Raw genomic sequence first — 21,969 nt, forward strand, 5'->3', positions numbered from 1 at the left:
GTCCCCTTTATTAAATACTGATACTGAATTTGTCATAGTGGGTGTTCCTATGGATAACGGTACAAGGGGTTCTTGTCTTTGATCACAGATATTTAGATGAGATAACAACATCGAGAGGGCTTAGACCAACTCTTACAGTGGAGATAACGGAATGTGTTTTTGTATCAAAAACAGATACGCTATTACCATCAAAGTTTGTCACATATACCAATTTTCCATCAGGAGTAAAGGCTATATTATGTGGCTGAATATTTCCAACAGGGATTCTGGTAATAATGGAGTGAGTTTTTGTATCAATGACAGTGATGTTACCTGTATTTACAAACCGATCAGATACGTACGCTAACTTCCCATCAGGAGAAATGGATACAGATAAAGGATCACTGCCAATTGGTAGTATAGTAGCAATAACAGAGTGAGTCTTAGTATCAACTACTGATAAGCCATCTAATAAGTTAAGAATATACGCTAATTTCCCATCAGGTGTAATTGATATAGCTATTGGAAACCTTCCAACTTGGACAGTAGCAATAACAGAGTGAGTTTTGGCGTCAATGACAGAAACTGTATTACCAGGAAAATTAGAGTTCCCATTATTTAGAACATAAGCTATTTTACTATCAGGGGTAAATGCGATTCTAGATGGGTTATCTTCAACCAAAATAGTCGCAATAACAGCATGCGTCTTGGTATCGATAACAGAAACTGTATTACCAGGTTGGAATTGACTTCCAAAATTCGTAACATAGGCTAATAGCCCATTTGGAGAAATAGCAATATTTTGTGGGCTGGCTGAGGGGTTATCTCCGACTAAAACATTAGCAATAATGGAGTGAGTCTTAGTATCAATAACCGAAACATTCCTGAATGTAAAATCCAATGTATAAGCAAGATTACCATTTGGTAAAAAACAACTTTGAATGGAATATTACTATCCTGAATTGTAGCAATAATGGGTTTTTGTATCAATGGCTTTAATGCCAAAAGAATTTGATATTGCATTTTGAAAGACAACATAAACTAATTTGTCATCAGGCGAGAGGGCAATGGATTGTGGGAATCCATCTACTCTAGCAGTAGCTACAACAGAATGGTTTTTTGTATCAATAACCGATACATCCCTTGAGTTAATATTTGAAACATATGCGAACCCCATCCACTTACCACCTTTACAATATAGATATTTAAGTATATGAGAAGAGATGGGAAAAATGATTAGTAGACTTAATGATAGCTCTGTCCATTGTTTTAAGTTATAAGGAGAAAGAGAGATATAGATTGAGTGTTCAAATGGAAAAGTATATGGAAAAACAGTTAGATATCAGTTTTATTGTAAACAATAAGAAATATTCCTACTCTTTAACATTTGCTAAAGCAATTGTTGAAGTAAGCCATGTTGCAATTGATCCAAACAATAAAACTAGAGTTATAACAAGAGAACTCTCATTTGTTATGGAGTTATATCCTAGCCATTCTAAAAAATCAACAGGAGAAATGATAATAATAAATGTAAAAAACACCATAAAAATAAATGAATATGATTTAGAGGCATTAAGGTGTTTTATGTTAAGTTTTTTAATATTTTTGTAGTCTAATTCATTTGACATTGTATCACTCCTTCTGGGTGATTATACCATGTTTGCTGATTTAGAACTATTGTATGCATCTTAGAAATTACAAAAAGATACTTTAGTAAACACAAGATAGATTGTGTTTGATAGGGGGATGTTCAGAAGATAAAAGAATGAGAGATTTATCAAACTAAATGTAAAACATTTTACTTTCACCTATTGTTGAATAATAAAATTAATAGATGTTGTTAAAATTTATTAAGGAGTTATTTAGGAAGATAAGAGAATTTTGAAAAAGGGGATTTATATGATGAAAAGGGATATGTATTGAAAAATACTTGTCTATGTTTCTGTTAAAAAACCTTAGATGAAGAACCCCTCGAACATATAAATTTGTTGTAATTGTTTTTGGGAGGATGACTTTGTTCAATTTAATGATCCTTAATATGAGAGGGGAGCAAACGTGTCAAGATATTCTTAGAAAAAGACTCTAAATAGAGGCTAATTTTAGCATTTTATTTTGAAATGTCTTTTCTGCAATTCAAAATATCTATTAGAACTGCACCCAACAAGGAAAATCCCAATATAATTGACAGAACAATGATCACAACCATATCAGTAATTGGTTCATATCCTTGCGATATAAATGACATTTTTAAATAAACCAAAACAATACTTAATGCAGAAACAATAGAAGGTATATATTTCATAAGGTTTTTTGATTTATTCTTGATTAAACTGTAAAGCAAAACTGAAATAAAAATAATAATAACTATTACAACTAGAAAAACGATAAAAGTACTCATATTTTACAATCTCTCCCTTATTCAGATATTAACAAGAAATTCTTTTATTGCAAATTAAAGATGATAAAACTACAAAAATAATAAATAAAAATACCAAGGCAGTACAGTTCCATTAAAAGTAAAAGAATATACTACTCACTTTTGGGAATATAAATAATTCTAAAGAGAGATGCCAAAAGTCATTGTATTATCTCTCTTTCATAGGAGGATGGTTACAGAAGTTGTCTAATTTTTGTTAACAAATGTATCGATTGAAGAACAAATTTCCATTCATTATGACTTAGATTGAGTTGAAAGAAAAATATAGCACCTTTTCGTGACATATTCGTATTACAATGTACAATAAAACAAGGGGTATTTGTCTTGCATAAGAAAATATTTAGTATAGTCGCTCTTATTGGAATCATTCTTTATAGAAACGGATTGTAGGACAATAGAGCTGGAAATATAAAAAAGGTAAGAAAATCAATTGCGTGATCGTCTGACCTTTTTCTTATTTTTCCTCCTATATGGCCCTGAGGAAAAAATAGTGGATGGATTTTTTTATTTATATTTTATTTGCACCAGAACTATTTATTCTTTGGTTTGAAAAGGCGTTTTTTGAGTAACCTTCATGCTTTTTATACGCGGAAAACGTTCATCTGGGTGATTGTCAAGTATCCACTCATGATGGGTTTCTGCAATCAAAGGGGTGTCATCCAATGATATACCTTCCCAGTCAAAATCAACAGAAACATGTAGTGTTTGATCGGCATTTTCCCGAACAGAGAAATTTTTTGGATAGTGGGCACTATTTTTCACTTGTTGTTCAATTGATTCTAACCATTCCTTAAATTGGTTGTTATTCACAATCTTTGAAGTCGAACTTAAATCTAATTCAAATTGATTAGCTAAAAGTTCATCAAATTTATTTTTATTAACATTTACTGTTTCTATTAAATATAGCCAATAATGCATAAATGATTTTGCTCGATTTTCCCCATAAGCAGATGAAAATTGTGGATCCTCAATAGTTTCTATAGGCTCTATTTTGACTTTTGTGAACAGAGGGAGATCATTGTCTCTGAGCCTTAAGACAGTGGAATAATGAATTGTATAACTATAGCGACTTTTATCGGGGCGTATGTTTTGATAAAGTATATCTGCCTCTAATGACAAGTAATTGTTATCCAAACGATTTACTTGGGTATGTTTAACATGATGAGCATTTTGCCATCCTTCATACATCATCAATCGCTCTTCTATATTATCTTTCCCTGTAGAAGTCCCTGATTGTGCGGAGATTTCGATATCACTTGCTAAAATATCTAATTGATTATCAATACGAGCCTTATTAAAAGGCATCTCATACACCTGATACCATCGATAATATTGTGTTAAAGCTAAATGATTATCTTTTGTTTGAGAAAATGGATCCATTAATCGTAACTCCTTTTCAAATATTAGTTATTTTGTATTTGGCAAGATGAATAATTTTACCCCCTTTATCCTTCCCTTTACAAGGTTCTATTATTATTGTGTAAGTTTGTTCTTTCCTCTATTTAAAACTAAAGATGACTCCGAAATTTACTTTGAGCTTTGAAATAACAAGCTAAATGTAAAAGGAGATTATAAGGTTTCTATTTGTGTTATACATATGTATAGTCGTTTCTGACACTATGTCCATTCCCAGTAAGGTATAATTTGATATTAAAAATGTTTTTCGTTCAATAAATGCTATCCTCCTTAAATCAACCATTAACCTTTTTTTAAAAATTACTATTGCTTATGGTGGTGATGTTCAATTTATGATCTAATTGCAATAAATGTAGGTGGAAATGTTTTATTATTAAGGTCTTTAGGTTTTTAGCACCAATAGCATGGGATAAATTTAAGCGTTTTAAAAGTATCTTGAAATAATCTGAGGTAACTTTCTTCTGTCAAGTTTGTTCTTAACTGATTTATTACTGGAAAAGACTCATAATTTCCTCACGTGTGTTTAGCTCTCTAATTGAAAAGTTATTAGTAACTTTTCCCCTCTCAAACGGTCTTTAAAGTTAAATGTGTTTTGCTGTATATCAGAAATTAACTCTCTTTGCCCCATATTAACATAGACTTCAGTACATTTTAATCACACTAAGAATGTTAGTCCAACCTTCTATAGAAAAGGATCATAAATATAAAGTATATATAACTGTAGGAGGTGAAATTGACTAATGAAAGACAAAGGTTGTAAATGTAGAGTTGTTCCTCCACCACCTTCAGGGCCACAAGGACCGCCGGGGAAACAGGGGCCACAAGGAATTCAAGGACCAATGGGAATTCCGGGGATGCCTGGTAGTGCGTTAGGTTTTTGTGAAATTTTCCGTAATCGCAATGCTATGACGATATTTCCATCCTCTGGTGATACTGTCCTATTTGATAGCGAAGGACCATGTCAAGGTGGTTTTGAGGTTACAGGGGGAGGAACCTCCATTATGATTCCTGCTACAGGGGTTTATCAAATATCATATGCTATAAATGTAGGATTAGATCCAGAGGATGGGGTGATATTTGAGGTGAATTCGAATTTTTTAGGTCTCCTTGATAAATCCGAAACTAATAATCGGAGTGATGGTATTAGTAATACGACAGATGATCGTGTTGCATCAACTACTATACTTCAAAATCTAACAGCTGGTGATGAAATTTCAGTTGAGGCAGTAACTGTAGTTAACAGTCCAGCATATATAAAAGCAGTTATGACTATAATAAGATACACTTAATAAATAATGAGGCACTCTAACAAAACAAGAAAGAGTGCTTTTACATAGACTTGTATCCCAAATTCAAATCTAGTTTACATAATTTGAACCCAGTCAATGTCTTTATACAAATGTTGATATAAAACCACTCTTTTAAAGTTTAAATGTAATGAGTATGCATGATTTTATACATTATTCATATATCATGATTCCTTTTAACAAAAGTAAAATTATTAAACGTTGTTGCTAAATGAGGGTATTATCAAACATAAATTAAGCTGTGTTTAATAATAATCTACCTTACCTTATTTCACAATCTGGCGCAAAAAGGTAGTCAAAGCTATCTGGACTACCTTAAGGGTTAGCTATTAAAGAAACACAAGTGATATTGAGGTTAGTGCATAAAAAATATTGATAAGTAGGCAGGTGAAATTATGGAGAATATGACTAATTACTTTGATTACTAAAAAGGACAAATTGTTCTAATTAAAACAACTATTGGTGAATTAATTTATTGCAAGGTAAATCATAAGATGCATACCAGTAGTGAGAGTTATAAAGTGGAGGCTTATTTATGATAAGGTTATTAATCTTAATCAAGTAGAGAGAATATGGTTTTACCACTGGGTCTGCAAAAAGGTATAGAATTAACAGTTAACTATAAACCAACATTTAATTTTGAAGACTCATCAAAACTTAAATCGATTGATAGTTTTGGAGAAATAGGTGATAATATCTGAAAAATGCTATGAGACTAAATAGAAATTGTGTAGAACAATTTTTTTCTCCAACAAATCAGGAGAACACAAAATGTATTAAACTGGCACGATGACAAGAAAACAAGATATGCGTTTTTCATTTGGTCCAATAACGAAGTATAATATAATAGATGATAAAATTAATTTAGAAGAAAAAAGGAGAGAGAAAAATAAATATTGAACAAAAGTTGTATCAAGCATCAATAGAGCTTATTAAACTAAGATATCCTACTGGTTGGGGTGGTGCTGCAGCAATGTATACTGATGATGGACAAATATTGACAAGTGTTGCACCAGAAATTGTTAACGCTTCAACAGAGTTATGTATAGAAACAGGTGCTATATTAGAAGCACATAAATTAAATGTAAAAGTTACTCATTCCATTTGTGTTGTAAGAGATGATGAAAATAAAGAATTTAAGATCCTAACTCCTTGCGGTATATGTCAAGAGAGATTGTATTATTGGGGAAGAGAAGTCAAAGTAGCAATATCTGATATAGATAATGATAACAAATTGCGTTTTAAATCATTGGAAGAAATACAACCTTTTCATTGGTCTCACGCATACAAGGATGATGACTTTTTCAACCAATGAATGATAACCATAATATGGATGTGTCATCTTCAACATAATGGCGCTATTCAGTAATAATACTGAGAGCGCCTTTCTTGATGTTTTGATCAATATTGTTTAAAACCAGGATATTTTAGTAAACTCAATGATTATTGAGGTTACTAAGGCGGAAAAAATTCAGTCAATTTTGTTCTGATTTAAAGCAGAAAAGATGCCACGATTCCTAGATGTACTGTCACAGCAAACTTCGTCAATATGGGCAACTATGGTATAATTGGAATACAATAGCGGATTTCTAAGGGTGGTCGGCTTCATTCCCTGAAAGGGGGTGAGGCGTATGACGGTATTTGAAGCGTTGATGTTGGCAATTGCATTTTGCGGGCTGATCATTTCGGTACTGTCTTTTAATAAAAACGACAAAAAATAGACCACCCTTAACTCTTTAGCGGGAGCGATTGGTGGTCTATTTCCTAATATATCAGCCGATCCTCTTGGAATCGTCTATTGTATGACCGTGAGTGTTGGAGCACTTGCGGTCTTTCTTATTGTATGCAGTTACTGCTTGTCTATGATTAGAATATCATATATTTTGGGAAATGTACAATTGACTAAAAAAATCATTCTATTGTATCGAATATTCTTAACATTAAATCTTTTATAATATTTTCTTCAGATTCCTCCAAATAAACCCCCCAGGTTGTTCTCTCACCGTCACCTTTATTCTTGAACTCTTGCACATAAGGACTGTTTTTTGTTTCTATTATTTTTAAGCTTACATTTTCTTTAACAAATGCATTATATTTGTATCCCTGGATATTAAAGAAATACACTGGATAACTTACACTATTAAAAAACGAAACATATTTCTCCTTATCAGCTTCTGAGAATGCATCTAGAGTAATAAATAACCCATCATAGTCTTCATTATCATCAACCAATGATTCTATTTCTATACTAGTATACGTAACAATTCAGGTAATTTCCCATTGCCCACTACTGCAATTTGTAGGTATGTTCTGTTATGCACTGGTGTTTTTTCTTCTGAATTCCCTACGCAGCCAAATAAAAAAATAATTAATGTTAGGAAAGTAGGAGCAGTATTTTTCATAATATTCCCCCATGTTGTTAGTATAACATTATACGACTCCTTCTATTTATTAGTTTAATGTTTATTAATCATTTGGGTCTGACTATAGCAATCTAGCATTATTCACTGGTATAGAGAAATTGATTAGTATAGGGGTGTCATTGATTATAAAGGTTACTAAGGGCTGGAAACAGTCCTTTTTTGTATTAATATAGGCTCTTACTCATTTTTGTCACTTTATATATGATAGTCCAACCTTCTATAGATAATATCCATAAATATAAAGTAAAACAATTATAGAAGGTGAAAATAAAAATGAAAGAAAAAGATTGTAAATGTAGAGTCGTTCCACCACCACCACAAGGACCGCAGGGACCACCCGGTAAACAGGGACCGCAAGGACCACAAGGACCAATGGGTACACCCGGATTATCGGATCCTCAATCAGCATTTAGAGCTGAAAATAATATTGCTTCCCAAATTATAAATGGTACCGTATCTGTTAGGGTGAATTATCCTAGTGAGATATTTGATCTAAATAATGAGTATGCTCCTGGTTCTTCGACCTTTACCCCAAGTCAATCTGGTGTTTACTCGATTTGTGCAAATGTGCTATTTCTACCTGACGATACTGCTATAGACCATTCGACTAATATAGAAATTTTCGTTAATCTTTCTCGAGTAGCTCAAACTAGTAGTGCTTATATTGGTGGAATAATTGTGCAGCATCCTAGTAGCTTATGCACAATAGTTCAATTGCAAGCTGGAGATAATGTAACAGTAACTTTTAGAAGTTCAGTAGATGGGAATATTCTGAATACAGGTGAGGGAACAAACTTTGAAGCTGCAAGATTTCCATCACCATAAGCTGACGTTTAAAACGTCAGCTTATTTTGAATATCCATGTATAGCCTATTCAATTTTAGTTTACATAATAGCAGCTGTAGGAACCAACACAGTTTTTATAATCGTTGATATAACAACATTTTAGAGAATAAGAATTTTATCAAATATACATGGTTTTATAAATTGTTGATTCACCAAAGTTCTTTTTATACAAGTTGAATTTATTTCCGAAATTTCTTGTATAAAAAGTTATTGCTAAGATGGATTTTATTAAACTCAAGTTGAGTTGTGTATACAAACTTCTAAGGACTGTAGCGATTACAGACCTTCTTATATGCTCCAAAAATCATCATAATCAATTCTCTTACCAGTAAGTGTTCTTAACGCATTTATGATTTTAGTTCCATTTTTCATGGACGGATTAAAAGCATTACCTTGACAAAGTCTACTAATCGTCCCTCTATTCACACCACTTTTTCTAACTAAATCTTCTTGAGTAATACTATTTTTATCTAAAAGTTTCCCAAATTTTGATCGGGGTTTTCCCAACCCAAACATACGATTACCTCCTTTTAAATGGCTTAAATCAACATGAGAAGAAGGGCGTCCAAATGAAAAGGGAAGGACGTCTATTTACGGAGGTAGGGACGTCTTATGTATAGACCGTCAGATACGATGATATGTATCGGAACTATGTAGATGCCCTTTTTCAAGCTACAGACCTTGACAGCAATCAAATTGCATTATTCACTGCAGCTTTTTCGAACACATTTAATAACACAATTAAGCAGCTTATGAAAGCAGACGTCCCTCTTCCCCCTCCTCATGTGGGAACAGGATTTTATCCAGTTATGGACAAAGACAACAAGAAGAGGGGGAAAGACGTCAATGTTAACACGACAAGAGAGAGATGTATTGAGAAAAATCTTGGATCAAAAGCCGAAGTGAAAACGAAGATCGAGCGAACGAAATCGAGACGAGTTAGGCAGATTCCAATCGGAACAGGAAGAGTCAGAAATACAAACGGAGAAATAAAATCACGCTCGTTTAAGCTAATGAAGGTTAAAGGTACAAACACTTATGAAGTTGTTGACTCGTTTTTCAGTAAAGAAGAAAAGGATGCTTTTAAAGCTATTGGTATTCTGGTATTAGTTGCATTGGGTTTTTAGAGATAGGAACTGACTACATGACCACAGAAAGTATCCATTAGGTATGGTTAAAGAATTTATGAAAACTAATGGGTGGGAATTTAAGGAGCAGGTGGGTTCGGGACTTGTATTTAAGAAAGATAGAGTAACCATCACCATTGAAACGCGAAATATTCGAAGTATTATTTTATTTGGGATATCCCAAAAGAAATATTAAGCTAACTGGACTTAAACTACATGGATAAGGAGTTTGCGGAGTTATAAGAAAATGTAATTGGTGTTGTTTTTAAGAGTGATCAAATGTTATCTATAATTATTGGGTAGAGAGTAAGAGAGAATATCTACCAAATTAGCTCTGTGACAGACAACATGTTAGATGAATTAGAACATGTAGAAAAAAGATGAACAATATTAAGAAATAGATTTCATAGTATTTTCCACAATCTGGCGTTCATCTGAAATATAGATAAGCGTCTTATTTATCTTAGGGAGATACACTGGAATAAGGATTGGCTGAATGATAACAATTTAAAATAATTGATATTAAGTTATAAGATAGTGATAATTGAACAATTGAAAATTATCCTTATTTAAAGAGGAGGACATTAAGAACTGCTGGATTTTGGGTATCAACTCCAATAGGTGATTTTTCCGGTAAAGTTACATACTTACGTAAATAAAAATAGTATTGTATAAATGCAATTCTGTTCATACGTATTGGGTACATACTATTGATCGTAGTGAAAAAAAACTAGTCTGTAACTACAGAGAAAAAATAGAAATGTAGGACGAGTCCGTTTTACTTCGTCCTCTGGGAAAAGAAGGAGATAACTAATTCTAGGAAGCCTTCTAATTTGAGTCATTTTTTCAGTTTGCTTACCAAAATGAAAAATAATTAAATCTTACCTAAAGGAAAATATATATGTTTGTATATCTCCTTTTTGGAACCACCTCCGCCTACCCCCAATTTAATTTATTGCTTTATTATTTAACAATAGTAATAGTAAGTTTTAACAATAAAATATAAATATATTTATGCCAAATATCAACAATTGTCGAATAATGAAGTATTGATAGTGCTTTTGTATATGAATGAAGTGTCAAGCCTCTATTAGGGGTTTTCCAATTGGATATAAAATATTGTAGCATATAGACAGCTTACATAGCTTAAATGAATTAGTTTAAAGAGTAGGTATTTTCAATTAAAATGAGAGCTACATGAATTTATGCATAAGGAGATGAAGAAAGATGAAGAAAAAAGGAATTTTAAATCTTTTTTTAGTTTTTTCTATGGTTTTATTTCTAGACGGATTTATGCAAGCAGAAGCGGCAGAACCAGGATCAGAAGCAGCACCCTTGCCTGGAATCTATCTTTATGAAGATTATGATTTTGAAGGAGATGTATTATATTTTTCATCTCCTGGAGAATATAATTTAGATGATGATTATGACTTTAATGATGAATTAAGCTCTTTAAGAATTGTTGGTGACTACGCAGTAGTGCTTTATGAAGATGATGATTGGACAAATACCAGTTCATATTTTGATAGTAGTGTAGATGATATCTCAGATTATAAAATAGACAATGATAATGCATCGTCTATTACGATTTACAAACTTCCTAAGAACGACGGAGGACTTCATTTATTTGAAGATAATGATTTTGAAGGAGACCATTACAGATTTGGTCCAGGTCTATATGATTTAAAAGATTTTGATTTCAATAATGAAGCTAGCTCTTTTTATATCAATGGTTCTTACAGAGTAACATTCTATCAAGATACTTTTTCAGGAGCAAGTGTCACTGTAAGAAGTGTGACATATTTAGAAGCGGAAGAATTAAAACATTTTATCATAGGTAATGACACGATAACCTCAATATGGGTAGAAGAACTGTAAGGTAATTAGGAGAAAAATTGAGATTATCAATAAAAACAAACCTGTACCCTTTAGAGAAAGCAAGAAAATCTTTAAAGGGTATAATTATGTATAAAATAGAAAAAAGAGACGGTTTCAGATTATATATGCTATAGCCGGCATACCTAGAAGGATTTTTCAATTAATTATAATTGCTGTTATTATTCTTTTTTTCGTGATGTACTATTTAGGAAAAACTATTTTTTGGGGTAATGATCAGGCAATTGATAAAGGAGTAAAAGCCTTGCTTTTAGGTTCAATTGGCTATTTGATTTATAAGATGGTTAAAAACGGTTGGGAATTAATTGTTCTTAATTTTAAGATGTCAATGATTATGGCATCACTAGTTTTTTTTGTTCTAGTATTGTTTTCCTCTTTTTCAAGACAAACGAGGTAATTCTCTATTATCCAAGCTAATTAACCCAAAAATATAAGAAACAATTTTATTCCTTAGTTTGGCTATAAGCGGTTAACTCCCAATTAGCTTTGAAAAGGTTTATAGATTCCTACAATTTAATGGTTAAAGAAGCAACTTAAATTTTCGTTAAGTGACTATGTTTACAATCGTATAAAAAATTAGTATAAGAATTATGCTCAGAACAGTAAAACCCTCACTATTAGTATCGACATGCCGTGCCCTATATGCTATGCCATACAGAGCAGCAGTTGATGAATCCCAACACTTTGTTTACGCAAATACGGAAGCTTCTATAAATGAACGGAAAATGAAATGGATTGAAATTGGTAAAAAACATGCCTTATTAGTAGGAAGATATTGATTCCTCAATAGGTGCATATTACATGTAAATTAAGTGTATGTATAGTACTTTTCTTATTTACAGCGAATCCACCCTATAATGATAAAAACAAACTTTCAATTAATAGAAGTATTATAGCCTAATTTCTCATATGAGAAATTAGGCTTTTTTTTTGGAATAGCTCAACCTGTATGTAGCTAGCAAAAATTTATCAAAGATGAGATGTCATAATAATAATTACGACATTACTTGACGTGATTAGATGATATATTTTATTTTGTAAAGAAATATAACATTTTTGGGAGGAAGAGTCTATGTTTAGAAAATTAGAATGTGTTGCGATTCAAACGATATTTGTAAGCGTCAAAATATACACAATGAGATAATTTCCTTACATTCTAGATGAAGGCAGTTTTTCTATGAAAAAAGAACGAATCAAGAAGGAATAGGAAGCTTAATTTCATAACTTTAAATAAAGGTGGTAGTGCCATTATGTATAGTGTGGTTGAAGCCGCAAAAGAAATAGGGTTGAGCCCTTATCATTAACTTCATTATTTGGTTGAAACACTTCCCAAGATGGATATAACCAATAAAGAAGAAATTGATAGAGTCTTACCTTGGTCAACGAGTCTCCCTTCGATTTGTCGAGTTCCGAAAAAAAGTGAACCAAATAAAAAGTAACCCAGTAACAAACTTAGTCTTATTTTCTGGGTTATTTGACGTTTACTTTATTCGTGGCTTTTCAAGTGGAAGTTTGATGGGACTATTTGGGACTTCATATGAAAAAGGTCTATTGAAACCACGTAATCTCAAAAATTAGTGTAAAGTGGATGAAGCACAACTTTCTTTATTTTACTATTAGCCCCATCTGATTGAATTTGCTTTAGTGTACTCACTTATATGGAAGCTTGGGCGTCCTTATTTGAGTATTAGCAATTTGAGAAGAAGATTGGTTAAGTATATTATTGTTTGAAAATTAAAATATATTAACAAATGAAGTTTTTTTACTTATGTGTCGTAAATATTATAGAAATGAAAAGGGGAGCTATGCATTATGACCATACTGATTCGAGCAGTACAACCAAAAGATGCAGAAAGAATTGTTACAATCATGACCCAGGAGAGTGTTTTGCCAACCATCATTGCAACCCCAAGTATGAGATTCCAAGATTTTGAGCAGCACCTTCAAAACTTAGGAGAGAACCAACACCAATTTGTTGCCGAAGAGAATGGAGTTGTTGTGGGGTTTGCAGGCCTAACAAGAAACAAGGAACGAAGAGGGCATATTGCGGGTCTTTCTCTAATGATAGACCAAGAGCACCATGGAAAGGGAATTGGCCGCAGGTTAATGGAAAAACTCATTGATTTAGCAGATAATTGGTTGTTAGTTGAGCGATTAGAATTAACCGTTGTGGCAGGAAATGATCGAGCGTATAAACTATATGAGCGAGCAGGCTTTGTAAAAGAGGGAGTACTTAAGGGAACGATCATTCAATATGGAAAGTTCGTTGATGAAATCACGATGGCTCGGTTCCGACCAGGTGGATTAATCAAATCATCGTAAAAGATAGAGTTGTAGGAGGAACGTCGGATGAGAGAACTAGAAAGGAACGATTACCATTAAGGTCGATTACTGAAGATGACGCGGAAGACCTATTAGCTTATTTTTCTCTAGATAGTGCAATGAAATATTATGGTCAACAGGCTTTAACAAGTATTGACCAAGCAATCAACCTAACAAAAGCTCTGAAAGTAGCTAAAGAAGGAAAAAATTTTATCAATACTATCAATCACAATGGACATTATGGTTGATAGTATTCATATTAGATTACACATTTATAAAGGGATATTATGGTATATTAATAGATGGATCTGACTTAAAATACTTTTACAGCTTTATATTAAATAAGCTAATCTACGATATACGACAAATAGCTTAAAAATTTATTACTTAAGTCACAATCATAAATGACTTAAGCCACATGTTTAATTTTCAAAACATTCTTATGATAAACAATATAACTTTCTGTAAAATAAATATTTCAGAAGATTCAATAGTATTTATATAATTACTTAAAATCAATTTTATTGATCAACTAAAATGATAATAATGAGTCTATTAGTTGCAATTATTAAAGAAATGTCTTTGATCAAAGAGGGAACAAATCTATCAATACTCCCAATTCACACCTTAGGAATTATTCTATTGTTATACAAATTAATTATAGGAGAGTAATTTATTAAAATGAAATTAACTAAAAAATTACTTATGTCGTTAGTCATAGCAATAACAATGTCGTTATCAGTATCATTGCTACCTGCCTTTGCTGAAGGAAGCTGGGACACTGTTTCTAAAATGCCTACTGAAAGAATGGCTTTTGGGGTCGAAATAGTTAATGGTAAAATTTATACAATTGGAGGCTTTAATAATGCCGGAGTGTTAGGTACTGTTGAAGAATATGATCCGGAAACAAACACATGGGAAACAAAAGCGAGTATGCCTACAAATAGATACGGATTTGAAATAGTAACAGTAAATGAGAAAATCTATGCAATTGGAGGCTTTCATTCAACCTTAGAAAATTCGGATGCTGTTGAAGAATATGATCCGGAGACAAACACGTGGAAAACAAAAGCGAGTATGCCTACAAATAGAGCCGCCTTAGAAGTTGTAACAGTAGATGGTAAAATTTATACAATTGGAGGCTATGATACTACTACACAGGAATCTTTAGATACAGTTGAAGAATATGATCCGGAAACTGACACGTGGGAAACAAAAGCGAGTATGCCTACAAATAGAGCTACCTTAGAAGTTGTAACAGTAGATGGTAAAGTTTATACAATTGGAGGCTATAATACTACTACCGAGGAATTTTTAGCTACTGTTGAAGAATATGATCCGGAAACAGACACGTGGGAAACAAAAGCGAGTATGCCTACAAATAGAGCCTTATTAGAAGCTGTAACAGTAGATAGTAAAATTTACGCAATTGGAGGCTATAATAATAATACCGAGGGATCTTTAGGTACAGTTGAAGAATATGATCCCCAAACAAACACGTGGGAAACAAAAGCGAGTATGCCTACAAATAGATACCAATTTGAAATTGTAACAGTTAATGAGAAAATCTATGCAATTGGAGGCTTGAAATCTTTTTTTGAATCTTTAGATGCTGTTGAAGAATATGATCCGGAAACAGACACGTGGGAAATAAAGACGAGTTTGGTTACAAATAGAGATGGAATAGGAGTTGCAACCACAGACGGGAAAATCTATGCAATTGGTGGAGGAGATGGTTGGGATTCATATCATAATTCAGTAGAAGTTTATACACCAAATTATGATATACCAGTTATAACAAATCCCACCAACCTAGTAGCAACTGCTGAAGATTCACAAGTAACTCTTACATGGGATGAAGTTGCAGATGCAGACTATTATATCGTAAGACGCACTACAACATCAGATTTGGAATACGAAATACTAGATGATGAAGTTCAAGATATAAGTTTTATAGACACAAACGTAGAAAATGATACTACTTATTATTATGTTATAACAGCAGTAAATTTAATAGGCGAAAGTGAATATTCCAACGAAACATATGCAACTCCTGAAGCTAGTGGTATTGAAGACAAAGATAGAGCAATATTAACAATAACATTGGTTACTGGCGTAGAAAAAGAATATGTTGTCTCAATGACAACAGTAAATGATTTTATAGATTGGTATGAAAGTAAAGCAAATAGAGAAGAAGGTTCAGCAATATTTGCAATTGATACTACTAGTGACGGAAGAAAAACTGATTACATTATTTTTGATTCTGTATTAATGTTTGCAGTTGCTAATTAAATTAACCTTGTAAAGCCTCATAAATGAGGCTTTTTTAGTAAACACAAGTGATATTCAGGTTTCTAAATAAACTAACATTAAAGCATGAAAATACATTGATATGTAGGCAGGTGAAATTATGGAGAATATGACTAATTCCCTTGATTACTATAAAGGACAAATTGTATTAATTAAAACAACTATTGGTGAACTAATTTATTGTAAGGTAAATCATAAGGTGCATGCCAGTAGTGATAGTTATAATGTTAAGGCCTTAAAAGAAGAAGGCGGATTATTTTATGATAAGGTAATTAATATTAATCAAGTACAGAGAATTTGTGTTTTACCACTGGATCTGCAAAAAGGTATAGAATTAACAGTTAACAATAAACCAACATTTAACTTTAAAGAATCAGCAAAACTTACTTCGATTATTAGTTTTGGGGAAATAGGTGATAAAATCTGAAAAATGCTATGAAACTAAATAAAAATAGATTAAGAATCTATTAAAAAGAAGGTCATGATAGGCAAATTGACTATTAATTTTTAGAATCTAGCTAAAGCAAGAAGGTATAAACACTATGTATGTGTTTGAGTGGCCTTTGTTAGGAATTATAGTCCTTGGTCACGTATATATGTTTATGACAAAAAGCTAAAAATTCATAAAAGAATTCTGAAGGAAGTATTTTAATGTACTAATTACAGAAATTAATCAATATTTCGGAGGAATATACGATGAAAAAGAAAATAGGGGCTGGAGATAAATTATCTGGTATTAAACAAATTTCACTTGGATATGACCATTCGGTAGCGTTAGCAAATGATGGAACAGTGTTTACTTGGGGGTTGAACCATGAGGGTCAGCTAGGAGATGGAAGTAAGACAGATCAAGATAGTCCTACAGCGATCACGTTTCTCGGAGACGTTCCCATCAAACAAGTAGCTACAGGAATGTCTCACACAATAGCGTTAGCAAGTGATGGAACGGTGTTTACTTGGGGAAATAACCAAGATGGACAGTTAGGAGACGGGAATAGCGGATGGGGAACGAATCAACTTAGTCCGGCAGCTATCACGTTCCCCAGCGGAGTCACCATTAAACAAGTAGCGGCAGGGAGCAGTCACACAATAGCATTGGCAAGTGATGGAACGGTATTTACTTGGGGAGATAACAGACAGGGTGAGTTGGGAGACGGGAATAGCGGATGGGGAACGAATCAACTTAGTCCGACAACGATCACGTTCCCAGGAGGAGCCACCATCGAACAAATTGCGGCACGATCTCGCCAATCAATGGCGCTAGCAAGTGATGGAACGGTGTTTACTTGGGGAATGATCAGTAAAGGAAATTGGGTAGGTTCGGATACTCAAGCTAGTCCTACAGCGATCCCATTTCCTGGAGGAGCCACCATCGAACAAATAGAGGCAGGAGCCTCTCACAAAATAGCAATAGCAAGTGATGGAACGGTGTTTACTTGGGGATCTAACGATGACGGCGAACTGGGAGACGGGACTATGGGAACTATTGAAGCTAGTCCCATCCCAATCGCGATTCCCGGAGGAGCCACCATTGAACAAGTAGCGGGAGGAGTTTGCTTCACAATGGCATTAGCAAGTGATGGAACAGTGTTTACTTGGGGATTGAACCTTTATGGTGAGCTTGGAGCTGGGAATATAGAAACTAATCTAGTTAGTCCTACAGTAATGTCAATTCCCGAAGGTGTCCTTATCGAACAAGTAGCGGCAGGGAATTCTTACACAGCGGTGCTAACAAGTGATGGAACGGTTCTAACGTGGGGAAGGAACGATTATGGTCAGCTGGGGAACGGGGGTAAGGGGACCGATCAAGCTACTCTACAAAAAGTAATATTTCCTGCAGATGCGAGTGCTGGTGATCCAATTCCAGGAGATTAAATTATAACTTATACCCATAATGTGCGAAGTGATACTATAAGATGTTTTAGTTTAATGACACTATACCAACAGGTGGCTAATAAAATTATAGTTTTATAGTCTATTCAGTGGATATTGTAGAATGAAATAAATTCGCGATGTTCACAAAAAGATGCGAAGGTATTCTCCTTTGGTTAAGGCTTTATCAAGACCTAAATTAAAAAAGATAGATAAATTAAGGGACATTACATATTTTATGACTAATATGTAATGTCCTTTCTTATTCCTGAATTGGGCCATTTAATGGAATAAGACCTGGTAGTTAAATTGGATACTTAAAAGTATAATTCAACGTACTAGAGATATTGAGTTTTTTCCGTGCTAATGAGCACCTAACTGGTGATCAAATCCTATCGCTTATTCATCGTAAAAATGCAGCCAATGCTTGGGGAGCAGACTTCCTAGAACCAAAATCTAATCCACGAAGAAATTATGATGCTTGTATCTTTTAGAGAATGTGGGACTAAGACTGCCAAATTCCAAAGCCAGCCCTACTTACTGAGAATGAGTGATTAGGTTAAACATTTAGGATAAAAAAATATACAGAAAAAGGGGAAGAAATTTTAAGTTTTGATCGCACTTGTGAATCACCGAATGCCCTGCGGCGTCTAGGACATCACGAGCAAGCCGCCTGCGACGATCGAGTGAGATTAATGAAAGAAACTCCAAAAAACCCACTATATTCTAGGGTTTTTGGAGTTTCTTTTTTAGAGTCAACGCTGCACAGGGATCGCCTTCATTTCATAGACTTTTTGGAGCGTAAGGACTTGATTTGTCTTCTCGTCATCATCCTCTGCGTAGAGATACGACTCCACAAGTCTGTACCCGAATATGAGAAGGATCATCTCATAGACGCAATTATCAGCGATATGGGATACATCCACATACTGCGAAAATCCTTTATAATACGCAGGGACGCATCGCTGGTAGTATTCGACCATGTGATTGATATCCGATTCATCAGCAATCAGGCTTGCGAGATCTTCTCCCAAGTAACCCCATCCGGATGTGTCCCAATCAATGAGCACGATTTTCCTCTCGGCATAGATCAGGTTGGTCACCCAGAAGTCCCGGTGGCAAAGCACGAGGGGCAGTCTTTCTATGCGGGCTAGTATCTCGTCTGCGTGGTTATCGATGTCGATGAGCATTTGCCGTAAGTGTTGCGGCAATTCGCAGTCTTCCGAGCGTATATAATTGTAGACGACCGGCCATGACCGGTAATGGAGATACGTATTCTTCATGAGATCTGCATGGCTCAGGTTGTTCAGGCTCTGCAATACAGCGGGTTGCTCCAAATACAGTTTGCCTTGATAGCGTCCTAACTCTAGCGCAGCCTGTTCATACATCTCACCGGCCAAGTCTAAACCTGTTACACCATCGATATATTCCAGCCATAGCTGAAATTCATTTTCATCCGCATTGATCTCGGAGTGATTACATGTCGGCCAGCGGAAGGCATCCGAGAACGTTGCACCCAAGTCGGACGCATATAGATCATATTCCCGTCGCCATGAACCTGGATCTCTGTAACGCTCCCATTTTTTCTGAATTTTTAGCACGATACGGTATGGCAATTTTTCACCATCCGCGGTTTCAGCGATCCCCGTTATTAGGTACACATTTCCCACCGTTCCGCCCTGTAATTGCGTAGTTTGGCAGTCGGCATAGATGATATCCTTCTTGAACTGTCGGCTTAAGGCATTGATCAGCGTTTCGAATTTAATAATCATTTCTTCCACCCTCCGTTTCTCTTCGTTTGCTTGTTCTGCGTGGTGATCCTTTTATTTCGAGCCCTCTTGTCGATGGGGTAGCCCGTTTTACCTTGGACATACTTGTTCTCACGCTGCTGGGCAATATATTGCTTCCACCTTTCAAGTGGCAACGAACCATCAGCAAGTGCAGCAAGAACGGCACAGCCCGGCTCGGTCTGATGACGGCAATCCTTAAATCGGCATTTCAGGAACCATTCCTCCACATCGGTAAAGCTGGCGCGTATACCTGCATCGGCTTCAAATAGCCCAAGCTCACGCATACCCGGCGTATCGATGACCATCGCACCAGAGGGGAGCATGAACAGCTGACGGTGAGTTGTCGTATGTCGTCCACGGCTATCATCCTCCCGAATCGCCTGAATCTTCATTACATCCTGTTCCATCAATGCATTGAGCAGAGACGATTTACCGACGCCGGACATGCCGAGAAAGACGACTGTTTTACCAGGCATCAAGTAGGGATTGAGTTCATTTAGCCCTGCACCTGTATGACTGCAGATTGCGTGAACAGGAACATCAGGGATGCTTTGTGTAACTTCTGTGAGCGCGGAATTGTAGTCTTCCACGAGATCAATTTTGGTCAAAATGACGATCGGCCGGCCGCTACTTTTCCTGGCTTGTGTCAGGTACCGGACGATACGTGAGACGTTGAAGTCCCAATTCAGAGAAGAGAGGATGAATACATAGTCAAAGTTGGTTGCAACGATCTGCTCCCTTATGGTTTTGGCATAGCCTACAGCATGCCCTGAGTAATCCGCACGCGAGAATTTAGATCGGCGGGGCAGAACCGTAACGATGAGAGAATCTCCGTTCTCGTTATAGTGCAACAAGACAAAGTCACCGACACACGGAAAGTCTACACGCGCTTCCGCGCTGTGATAGAACGTTCCTTTAAGTACTGCCGTTATTTCGCCGTGCTCGGTCACAACAGTGAGGCGCTCGCGCTGAAGTTCAATCACCCTGCCTGGCAATAATTCGTCGGGAATTGCTTCTATTTCTGTGTAGCCATAGGTTTTTAAATCAATCATGGTTTTTGTTAGCTCCTTTAATGTTGTTTTTTTTGGACGCAAAAATGCCACGGACAAGCAGCCTCTAAAGAAGCTGCTGTCGCGCGGCATTAGGACGCATAAAAGATACGACCTTCATCGTATCACGCAAACAGCAATATTCACGAAAGGTTACTTTAAAAAATGGCATACAAAATAATACGGGCATTTTCCCGTTTTTTCCCGTATGCCTACTATTCAGTTTAAGACCAAATCACCATATTAGTAGTTGCCATTAAAAAACATCTCCCTTCGTGTCAGGAACTTGCTTATCACTAAGCTGTCTATAGAATAACCCGTTATAAGAAAAAAGGCAATATTTTCCGTCTGGGCATGACGGTGCAGAATGTGCCGGCCTTCACCGTCGATCCTGTCGTTGAGGTAAATTTCCTGTCAAGTATATTTAGTCTCCAAGTAAGGATAAGCAAGGGAAAAAGTAAATAATACAGCAAAATTAATTAGCCTCAAGATGCAAACTAGTATGAATTACCAATAGGTACTCGTTGTTCTACAAACGGGGCTTTAACGTAGCAATGAAAAAAAAGCCACCTTTCTCATTTTATTGAGAAATTAGGCTTTTTAATATGGGAATTACCTTAACGTTGTAAATCCGCATTTTCCTGACGCTACCCCTATATAGGGGACAGAAAACAAAATGATAGTTAATTAATGAAACAGTAGTTTTGGTTCTTCTATATTATTCCATAGTTTAATTTTATCAGTTTTAACGTTTACTGCAACAAAAGTAGTGGAGTATTTCAGATACTTATTGTAGCAAAAGCTACACCGTATCTGAACTCACTACCATCCCACACCTGAAGGAGTGGGCTTTCCCGTTCGAGAAAATCTGTAAAGAAGTGATTGTAAAAAACCTTTGACAGTTAATTGGTCTTTTTATACAATACAAGGTGTAAAATATATTTTACACCTTGTTTGTGGTGGTGACAATAAATTGGAAAATAAAATTAAACAATACAGAGAGAATAGAGGTTTATCACAGGGTAAGTTAGCCGATCTATGTAACGTTAGTAGGCAGACAGTAAATGCAATTGAAAATAATAAATATGACCCCAGTCTTCAATTAGCTTTTGATATTGCATTCCACCTAAATAAACCTATGGAAGAAGTTTTTAATCCTAAAAGAGGAGATGACATTTAGGGTAATCAATTATTA

22 protein-coding genes are annotated in these 21,969 nt (G+C 34.9%); 12 read left to right on the forward strand and 10 right to left on the reverse strand.

Annotated elements, in window-relative coordinates:
- Positions 1-82: 82 nt before the first annotated feature.
- The 5 genes from SLH52_RS22545 to SLH52_RS22565 all read right to left on the reverse strand — a co-directional run bounded on the left by SLH52_RS22545 (position 83) and on the right by SLH52_RS22565 (position 3,796).
- Positions 83-880 (reverse strand): beta-propeller fold lactonase family protein, encoded by a 798-nt coding sequence (locus SLH52_RS22545; RefSeq protein WP_320211450.1) that lies wholly within the window; start codon positions 878-880, stop codon positions 83-85.
- Positions 881-931: 51 nt separating this feature from the next.
- Positions 932-1,156, reverse strand: coding sequence for a hypothetical protein (locus SLH52_RS22550; protein ID WP_320211451.1), 225 nt, complete (start codon positions 1,154-1,156; stop codon positions 932-934).
- Positions 1,157-1,352: 196 nt separating this feature from the next.
- Complete coding sequence (locus SLH52_RS22555; RefSeq protein ID WP_320211452.1) at positions 1,353-1,607, reverse strand: hypothetical protein; 255 nt, start codon at positions 1,605-1,607, stop codon at positions 1,353-1,355.
- Positions 1,608-2,086: 479 nt separating this feature from the next.
- Entirely contained in the window at positions 2,087-2,377 is a 291-nt protein-coding gene (locus tag SLH52_RS22560) for a hypothetical protein (RefSeq protein ID WP_320211453.1), read from the reverse strand.
- Between the two features lie 573 nt (positions 2,378-2,950).
- On the reverse strand, positions 2,951-3,796 hold the full coding sequence (locus SLH52_RS22565) for a hypothetical protein (protein WP_320211454.1): 846 nt from the start codon (positions 3,794-3,796) through the stop codon (positions 2,951-2,953).
- 776 nt (positions 3,797-4,572) lie between these two features.
- Here SLH52_RS22565 and SLH52_RS22570 point away from each other — a divergent pair.
- The 4 genes from SLH52_RS22570 to SLH52_RS22585 all read left to right on the forward strand — a co-directional run bounded on the left by SLH52_RS22570 (position 4,573) and on the right by SLH52_RS22585 (position 6,860).
- The gene (locus SLH52_RS22570; protein ID WP_320211455.1) at positions 4,573-5,121 is read left to right on the forward strand and encodes a hypothetical protein; all 549 of its coding nucleotides are present in this window, start codon (positions 4,573-4,575) and stop codon (positions 5,119-5,121) included.
- Positions 5,122-5,711: 590 nt separating this feature from the next.
- Complete coding sequence (locus SLH52_RS22575; protein WP_320211456.1) at positions 5,712-5,840, forward strand: hypothetical protein; 129 nt, start codon at positions 5,712-5,714, stop codon at positions 5,838-5,840.
- Between the two features lie 188 nt (positions 5,841-6,028).
- A complete protein-coding gene (locus SLH52_RS22580) occupies positions 6,029-6,454 on the forward strand; it encodes a cytidine deaminase (protein WP_320211475.1) in 426 nt (141 codons plus the stop codon).
- Between the two features lie 316 nt (positions 6,455-6,770).
- Positions 6,771-6,860, forward strand: coding sequence for a putative holin-like toxin (locus SLH52_RS22585; protein WP_250886775.1), 90 nt, complete (start codon positions 6,771-6,773; stop codon positions 6,858-6,860).
- Positions 6,861-7,050: 190 nt separating this feature from the next.
- On the opposite strand, the gene SLH52_RS22590 is transcribed toward SLH52_RS22585, so the two are convergent.
- Positions 7,051-7,371 carry a hypothetical protein gene (locus SLH52_RS22590; RefSeq protein ID WP_320211457.1) on the reverse strand — a complete coding sequence of 107 codons (321 nt, stop codon included), beginning with the start codon at positions 7,369-7,371 and terminating at the stop codon, positions 7,051-7,053.
- A gap of 11 nt (positions 7,372-7,382) precedes the next feature.
- Positions 7,383-7,541, reverse strand: a complete 159-nt coding sequence (locus SLH52_RS22595) for a hypothetical protein (RefSeq protein WP_320211458.1) — start codon at positions 7,539-7,541, stop codon at positions 7,383-7,385.
- A 294-nt stretch (positions 7,542-7,835) separates the two neighbouring features.
- Here SLH52_RS22595 and SLH52_RS22600 point away from each other — a divergent pair, with 294 nt between their 5' ends.
- Positions 7,836-8,387, forward strand: a complete 552-nt coding sequence (locus SLH52_RS22600; RefSeq protein ID WP_320211459.1) for a hypothetical protein — start codon at positions 7,836-7,838, stop codon at positions 8,385-8,387.
- A 309-nt stretch (positions 8,388-8,696) separates the two neighbouring features.
- Here the strand turns inward: SLH52_RS22600 and SLH52_RS22605 are convergent, their stop codons facing one another.
- The gene (locus SLH52_RS22605) at positions 8,697-8,924 is read right to left on the reverse strand and encodes a helix-turn-helix transcriptional regulator (RefSeq protein WP_320211460.1); all 228 of its coding nucleotides are present in this window, start codon (positions 8,922-8,924) and stop codon (positions 8,697-8,699) included.
- Between the two features lie 122 nt (positions 8,925-9,046).
- On the opposite strand from SLH52_RS22605, the gene SLH52_RS22610 reads away from it, so the two are divergent.
- The 6 genes from SLH52_RS22610 to SLH52_RS22635 all read left to right on the forward strand — a co-directional run bounded on the left by SLH52_RS22610 (position 9,047) and on the right by SLH52_RS22635 (position 17,938).
- On the forward strand, positions 9,047-9,535 hold the full coding sequence (locus SLH52_RS22610; protein ID WP_320211461.1) for a hypothetical protein: 489 nt from the start codon (positions 9,047-9,049) through the stop codon (positions 9,533-9,535).
- 1,227 nt (positions 9,536-10,762) lie between these two features.
- Positions 10,763-11,413, forward strand: a complete 651-nt coding sequence (locus SLH52_RS22615) for a peptidase inhibitor family I36 protein (RefSeq protein ID WP_320211462.1) — start codon at positions 10,763-10,765, stop codon at positions 11,411-11,413.
- A gap of 1,830 nt (positions 11,414-13,243) precedes the next feature.
- Positions 13,244-13,753: a GNAT family N-acetyltransferase gene (locus tag SLH52_RS22620; protein WP_320211463.1), complete on the forward strand. Its 510-nt coding sequence runs from the start codon at positions 13,244-13,246 to the stop codon at positions 13,751-13,753.
- A 681-nt stretch (positions 13,754-14,434) separates the two neighbouring features.
- A complete protein-coding gene (locus SLH52_RS22625; RefSeq protein WP_320211464.1) occupies positions 14,435-16,045 on the forward strand; it encodes a Kelch repeat-containing protein in 1,611 nt (536 codons plus the stop codon).
- Between the two features lie 118 nt (positions 16,046-16,163).
- Positions 16,164-16,490 carry a hypothetical protein gene (locus SLH52_RS22630; RefSeq protein ID WP_320211465.1) on the forward strand — a complete coding sequence of 109 codons (327 nt, stop codon included), beginning with the start codon at positions 16,164-16,166 and terminating at the stop codon, positions 16,488-16,490.
- A 269-nt stretch (positions 16,491-16,759) separates the two neighbouring features.
- Positions 16,760-17,938: a hypothetical protein gene (locus tag SLH52_RS22635; protein WP_320211466.1), complete on the forward strand. Its 1,179-nt coding sequence runs from the start codon at positions 16,760-16,762 to the stop codon at positions 17,936-17,938.
- 752 nt (positions 17,939-18,690) lie between these two features.
- Here SLH52_RS22635 and SLH52_RS22640 read toward each other — a convergent pair.
- Both SLH52_RS22640 and rsgA read right to left on the reverse strand, forming a co-directional pair.
- Positions 18,691-19,707, reverse strand: coding sequence for an aminoglycoside phosphotransferase family protein (locus SLH52_RS22640; RefSeq protein ID WP_320211476.1), 1,017 nt, complete (start codon positions 19,705-19,707; stop codon positions 18,691-18,693).
- A complete protein-coding gene (gene rsgA, locus SLH52_RS22645; RefSeq protein ID WP_320211467.1) occupies positions 19,704-20,828 on the reverse strand; it encodes a ribosome small subunit-dependent GTPase A in 1,125 nt (374 codons plus the stop codon). The genes SLH52_RS22640 and rsgA overlap by 4 nt, the downstream gene beginning before the upstream one ends.
- A gap of 919 nt (positions 20,829-21,747) precedes the next feature.
- On the opposite strand from rsgA, the gene SLH52_RS22650 reads away from it, so the two are divergent.
- Entirely contained in the window at positions 21,748-21,954 is a 207-nt protein-coding gene (locus SLH52_RS22650) for a helix-turn-helix transcriptional regulator (protein ID WP_320211468.1), read from the forward strand.
- Positions 21,955-21,969: the final 15 nt, after the last annotated feature.

The sequence above is a fragment of the Cytobacillus sp. IB215665 genome (genome assembly GCF_033963835.1).
In the GTDB taxonomy this organism is placed as follows: domain Bacteria; phylum Bacillota; class Bacilli; order Bacillales; family SM2101; genus Nanhaiella.

Bases quoted from the DNA above. Each gene is read 5' to 3' on its own strand.
- SLH52_RS22550 (WP_320211451.1), bottom strand. From the start codon at position 1,156: ATGGGGTTCGCATATGTTTCAAATATTAACTCAAGGGATGTATCGGTT.
- SLH52_RS22555 (WP_320211452.1), bottom strand. From the start codon at position 1,607: ATGTCAAATGAATTAGACTACAAAAATATTAAAAAACTTAACATAAAA.
- SLH52_RS22560 (WP_320211453.1), bottom strand. From the start codon at position 2,377: ATGAGTACTTTTATCGTTTTTCTAGTTGTAATAGTTATTATTATTTTT.
- SLH52_RS22565 (WP_320211454.1), bottom strand. From the start codon at position 3,796: ATGGATCCATTTTCTCAAACAAAAGATAATCATTTAGCTTTAACACAA.
- SLH52_RS22570 (WP_320211455.1), top strand. From the start codon at position 4,573: ATGAAAGACAAAGGTTGTAAATGTAGAGTTGTTCCTCCACCACCTTCA.
- SLH52_RS22575 (WP_320211456.1), top strand. From the start codon at position 5,712: ATGGTTTTACCACTGGGTCTGCAAAAAGGTATAGAATTAACAGTTAAC.
- SLH52_RS22585 (WP_250886775.1), top strand. From the start codon at position 6,771: ATGACGGTATTTGAAGCGTTGATGTTGGCAATTGCATTTTGCGGGCTG.
- SLH52_RS22595 (WP_320211458.1), bottom strand. From the start codon at position 7,541: ATGAAAAATACTGCTCCTACTTTCCTAACATTAATTATTTTTTTATTT.
- SLH52_RS22600 (WP_320211459.1), top strand. From the start codon at position 7,836: ATGAAAGAAAAAGATTGTAAATGTAGAGTCGTTCCACCACCACCACAA.
- SLH52_RS22605 (WP_320211460.1), bottom strand. From the start codon at position 8,924: ATGTTTGGGTTGGGAAAACCCCGATCAAAATTTGGGAAACTTTTAGAT.
- SLH52_RS22610 (WP_320211461.1), top strand. From the start codon at position 9,047: ATGTATCGGAACTATGTAGATGCCCTTTTTCAAGCTACAGACCTTGAC.
- SLH52_RS22615 (WP_320211462.1), top strand. From the start codon at position 10,763: ATGAAGAAAAAAGGAATTTTAAATCTTTTTTTAGTTTTTTCTATGGTT.
- SLH52_RS22620 (WP_320211463.1), top strand. From the start codon at position 13,244: ATGACCATACTGATTCGAGCAGTACAACCAAAAGATGCAGAAAGAATT.
- SLH52_RS22625 (WP_320211464.1), top strand. From the start codon at position 14,435: ATGAAATTAACTAAAAAATTACTTATGTCGTTAGTCATAGCAATAACA.
- SLH52_RS22630 (WP_320211465.1), top strand. From the start codon at position 16,164: ATGGAGAATATGACTAATTCCCTTGATTACTATAAAGGACAAATTGTA.
- SLH52_RS22635 (WP_320211466.1), top strand. From the start codon at position 16,760: ATGAAAAAGAAAATAGGGGCTGGAGATAAATTATCTGGTATTAAACAA.
- SLH52_RS22640 (WP_320211476.1), bottom strand. From the start codon at position 19,707: ATGATTATTAAATTCGAAACGCTGATCAATGCCTTAAGCCGACAGTTC.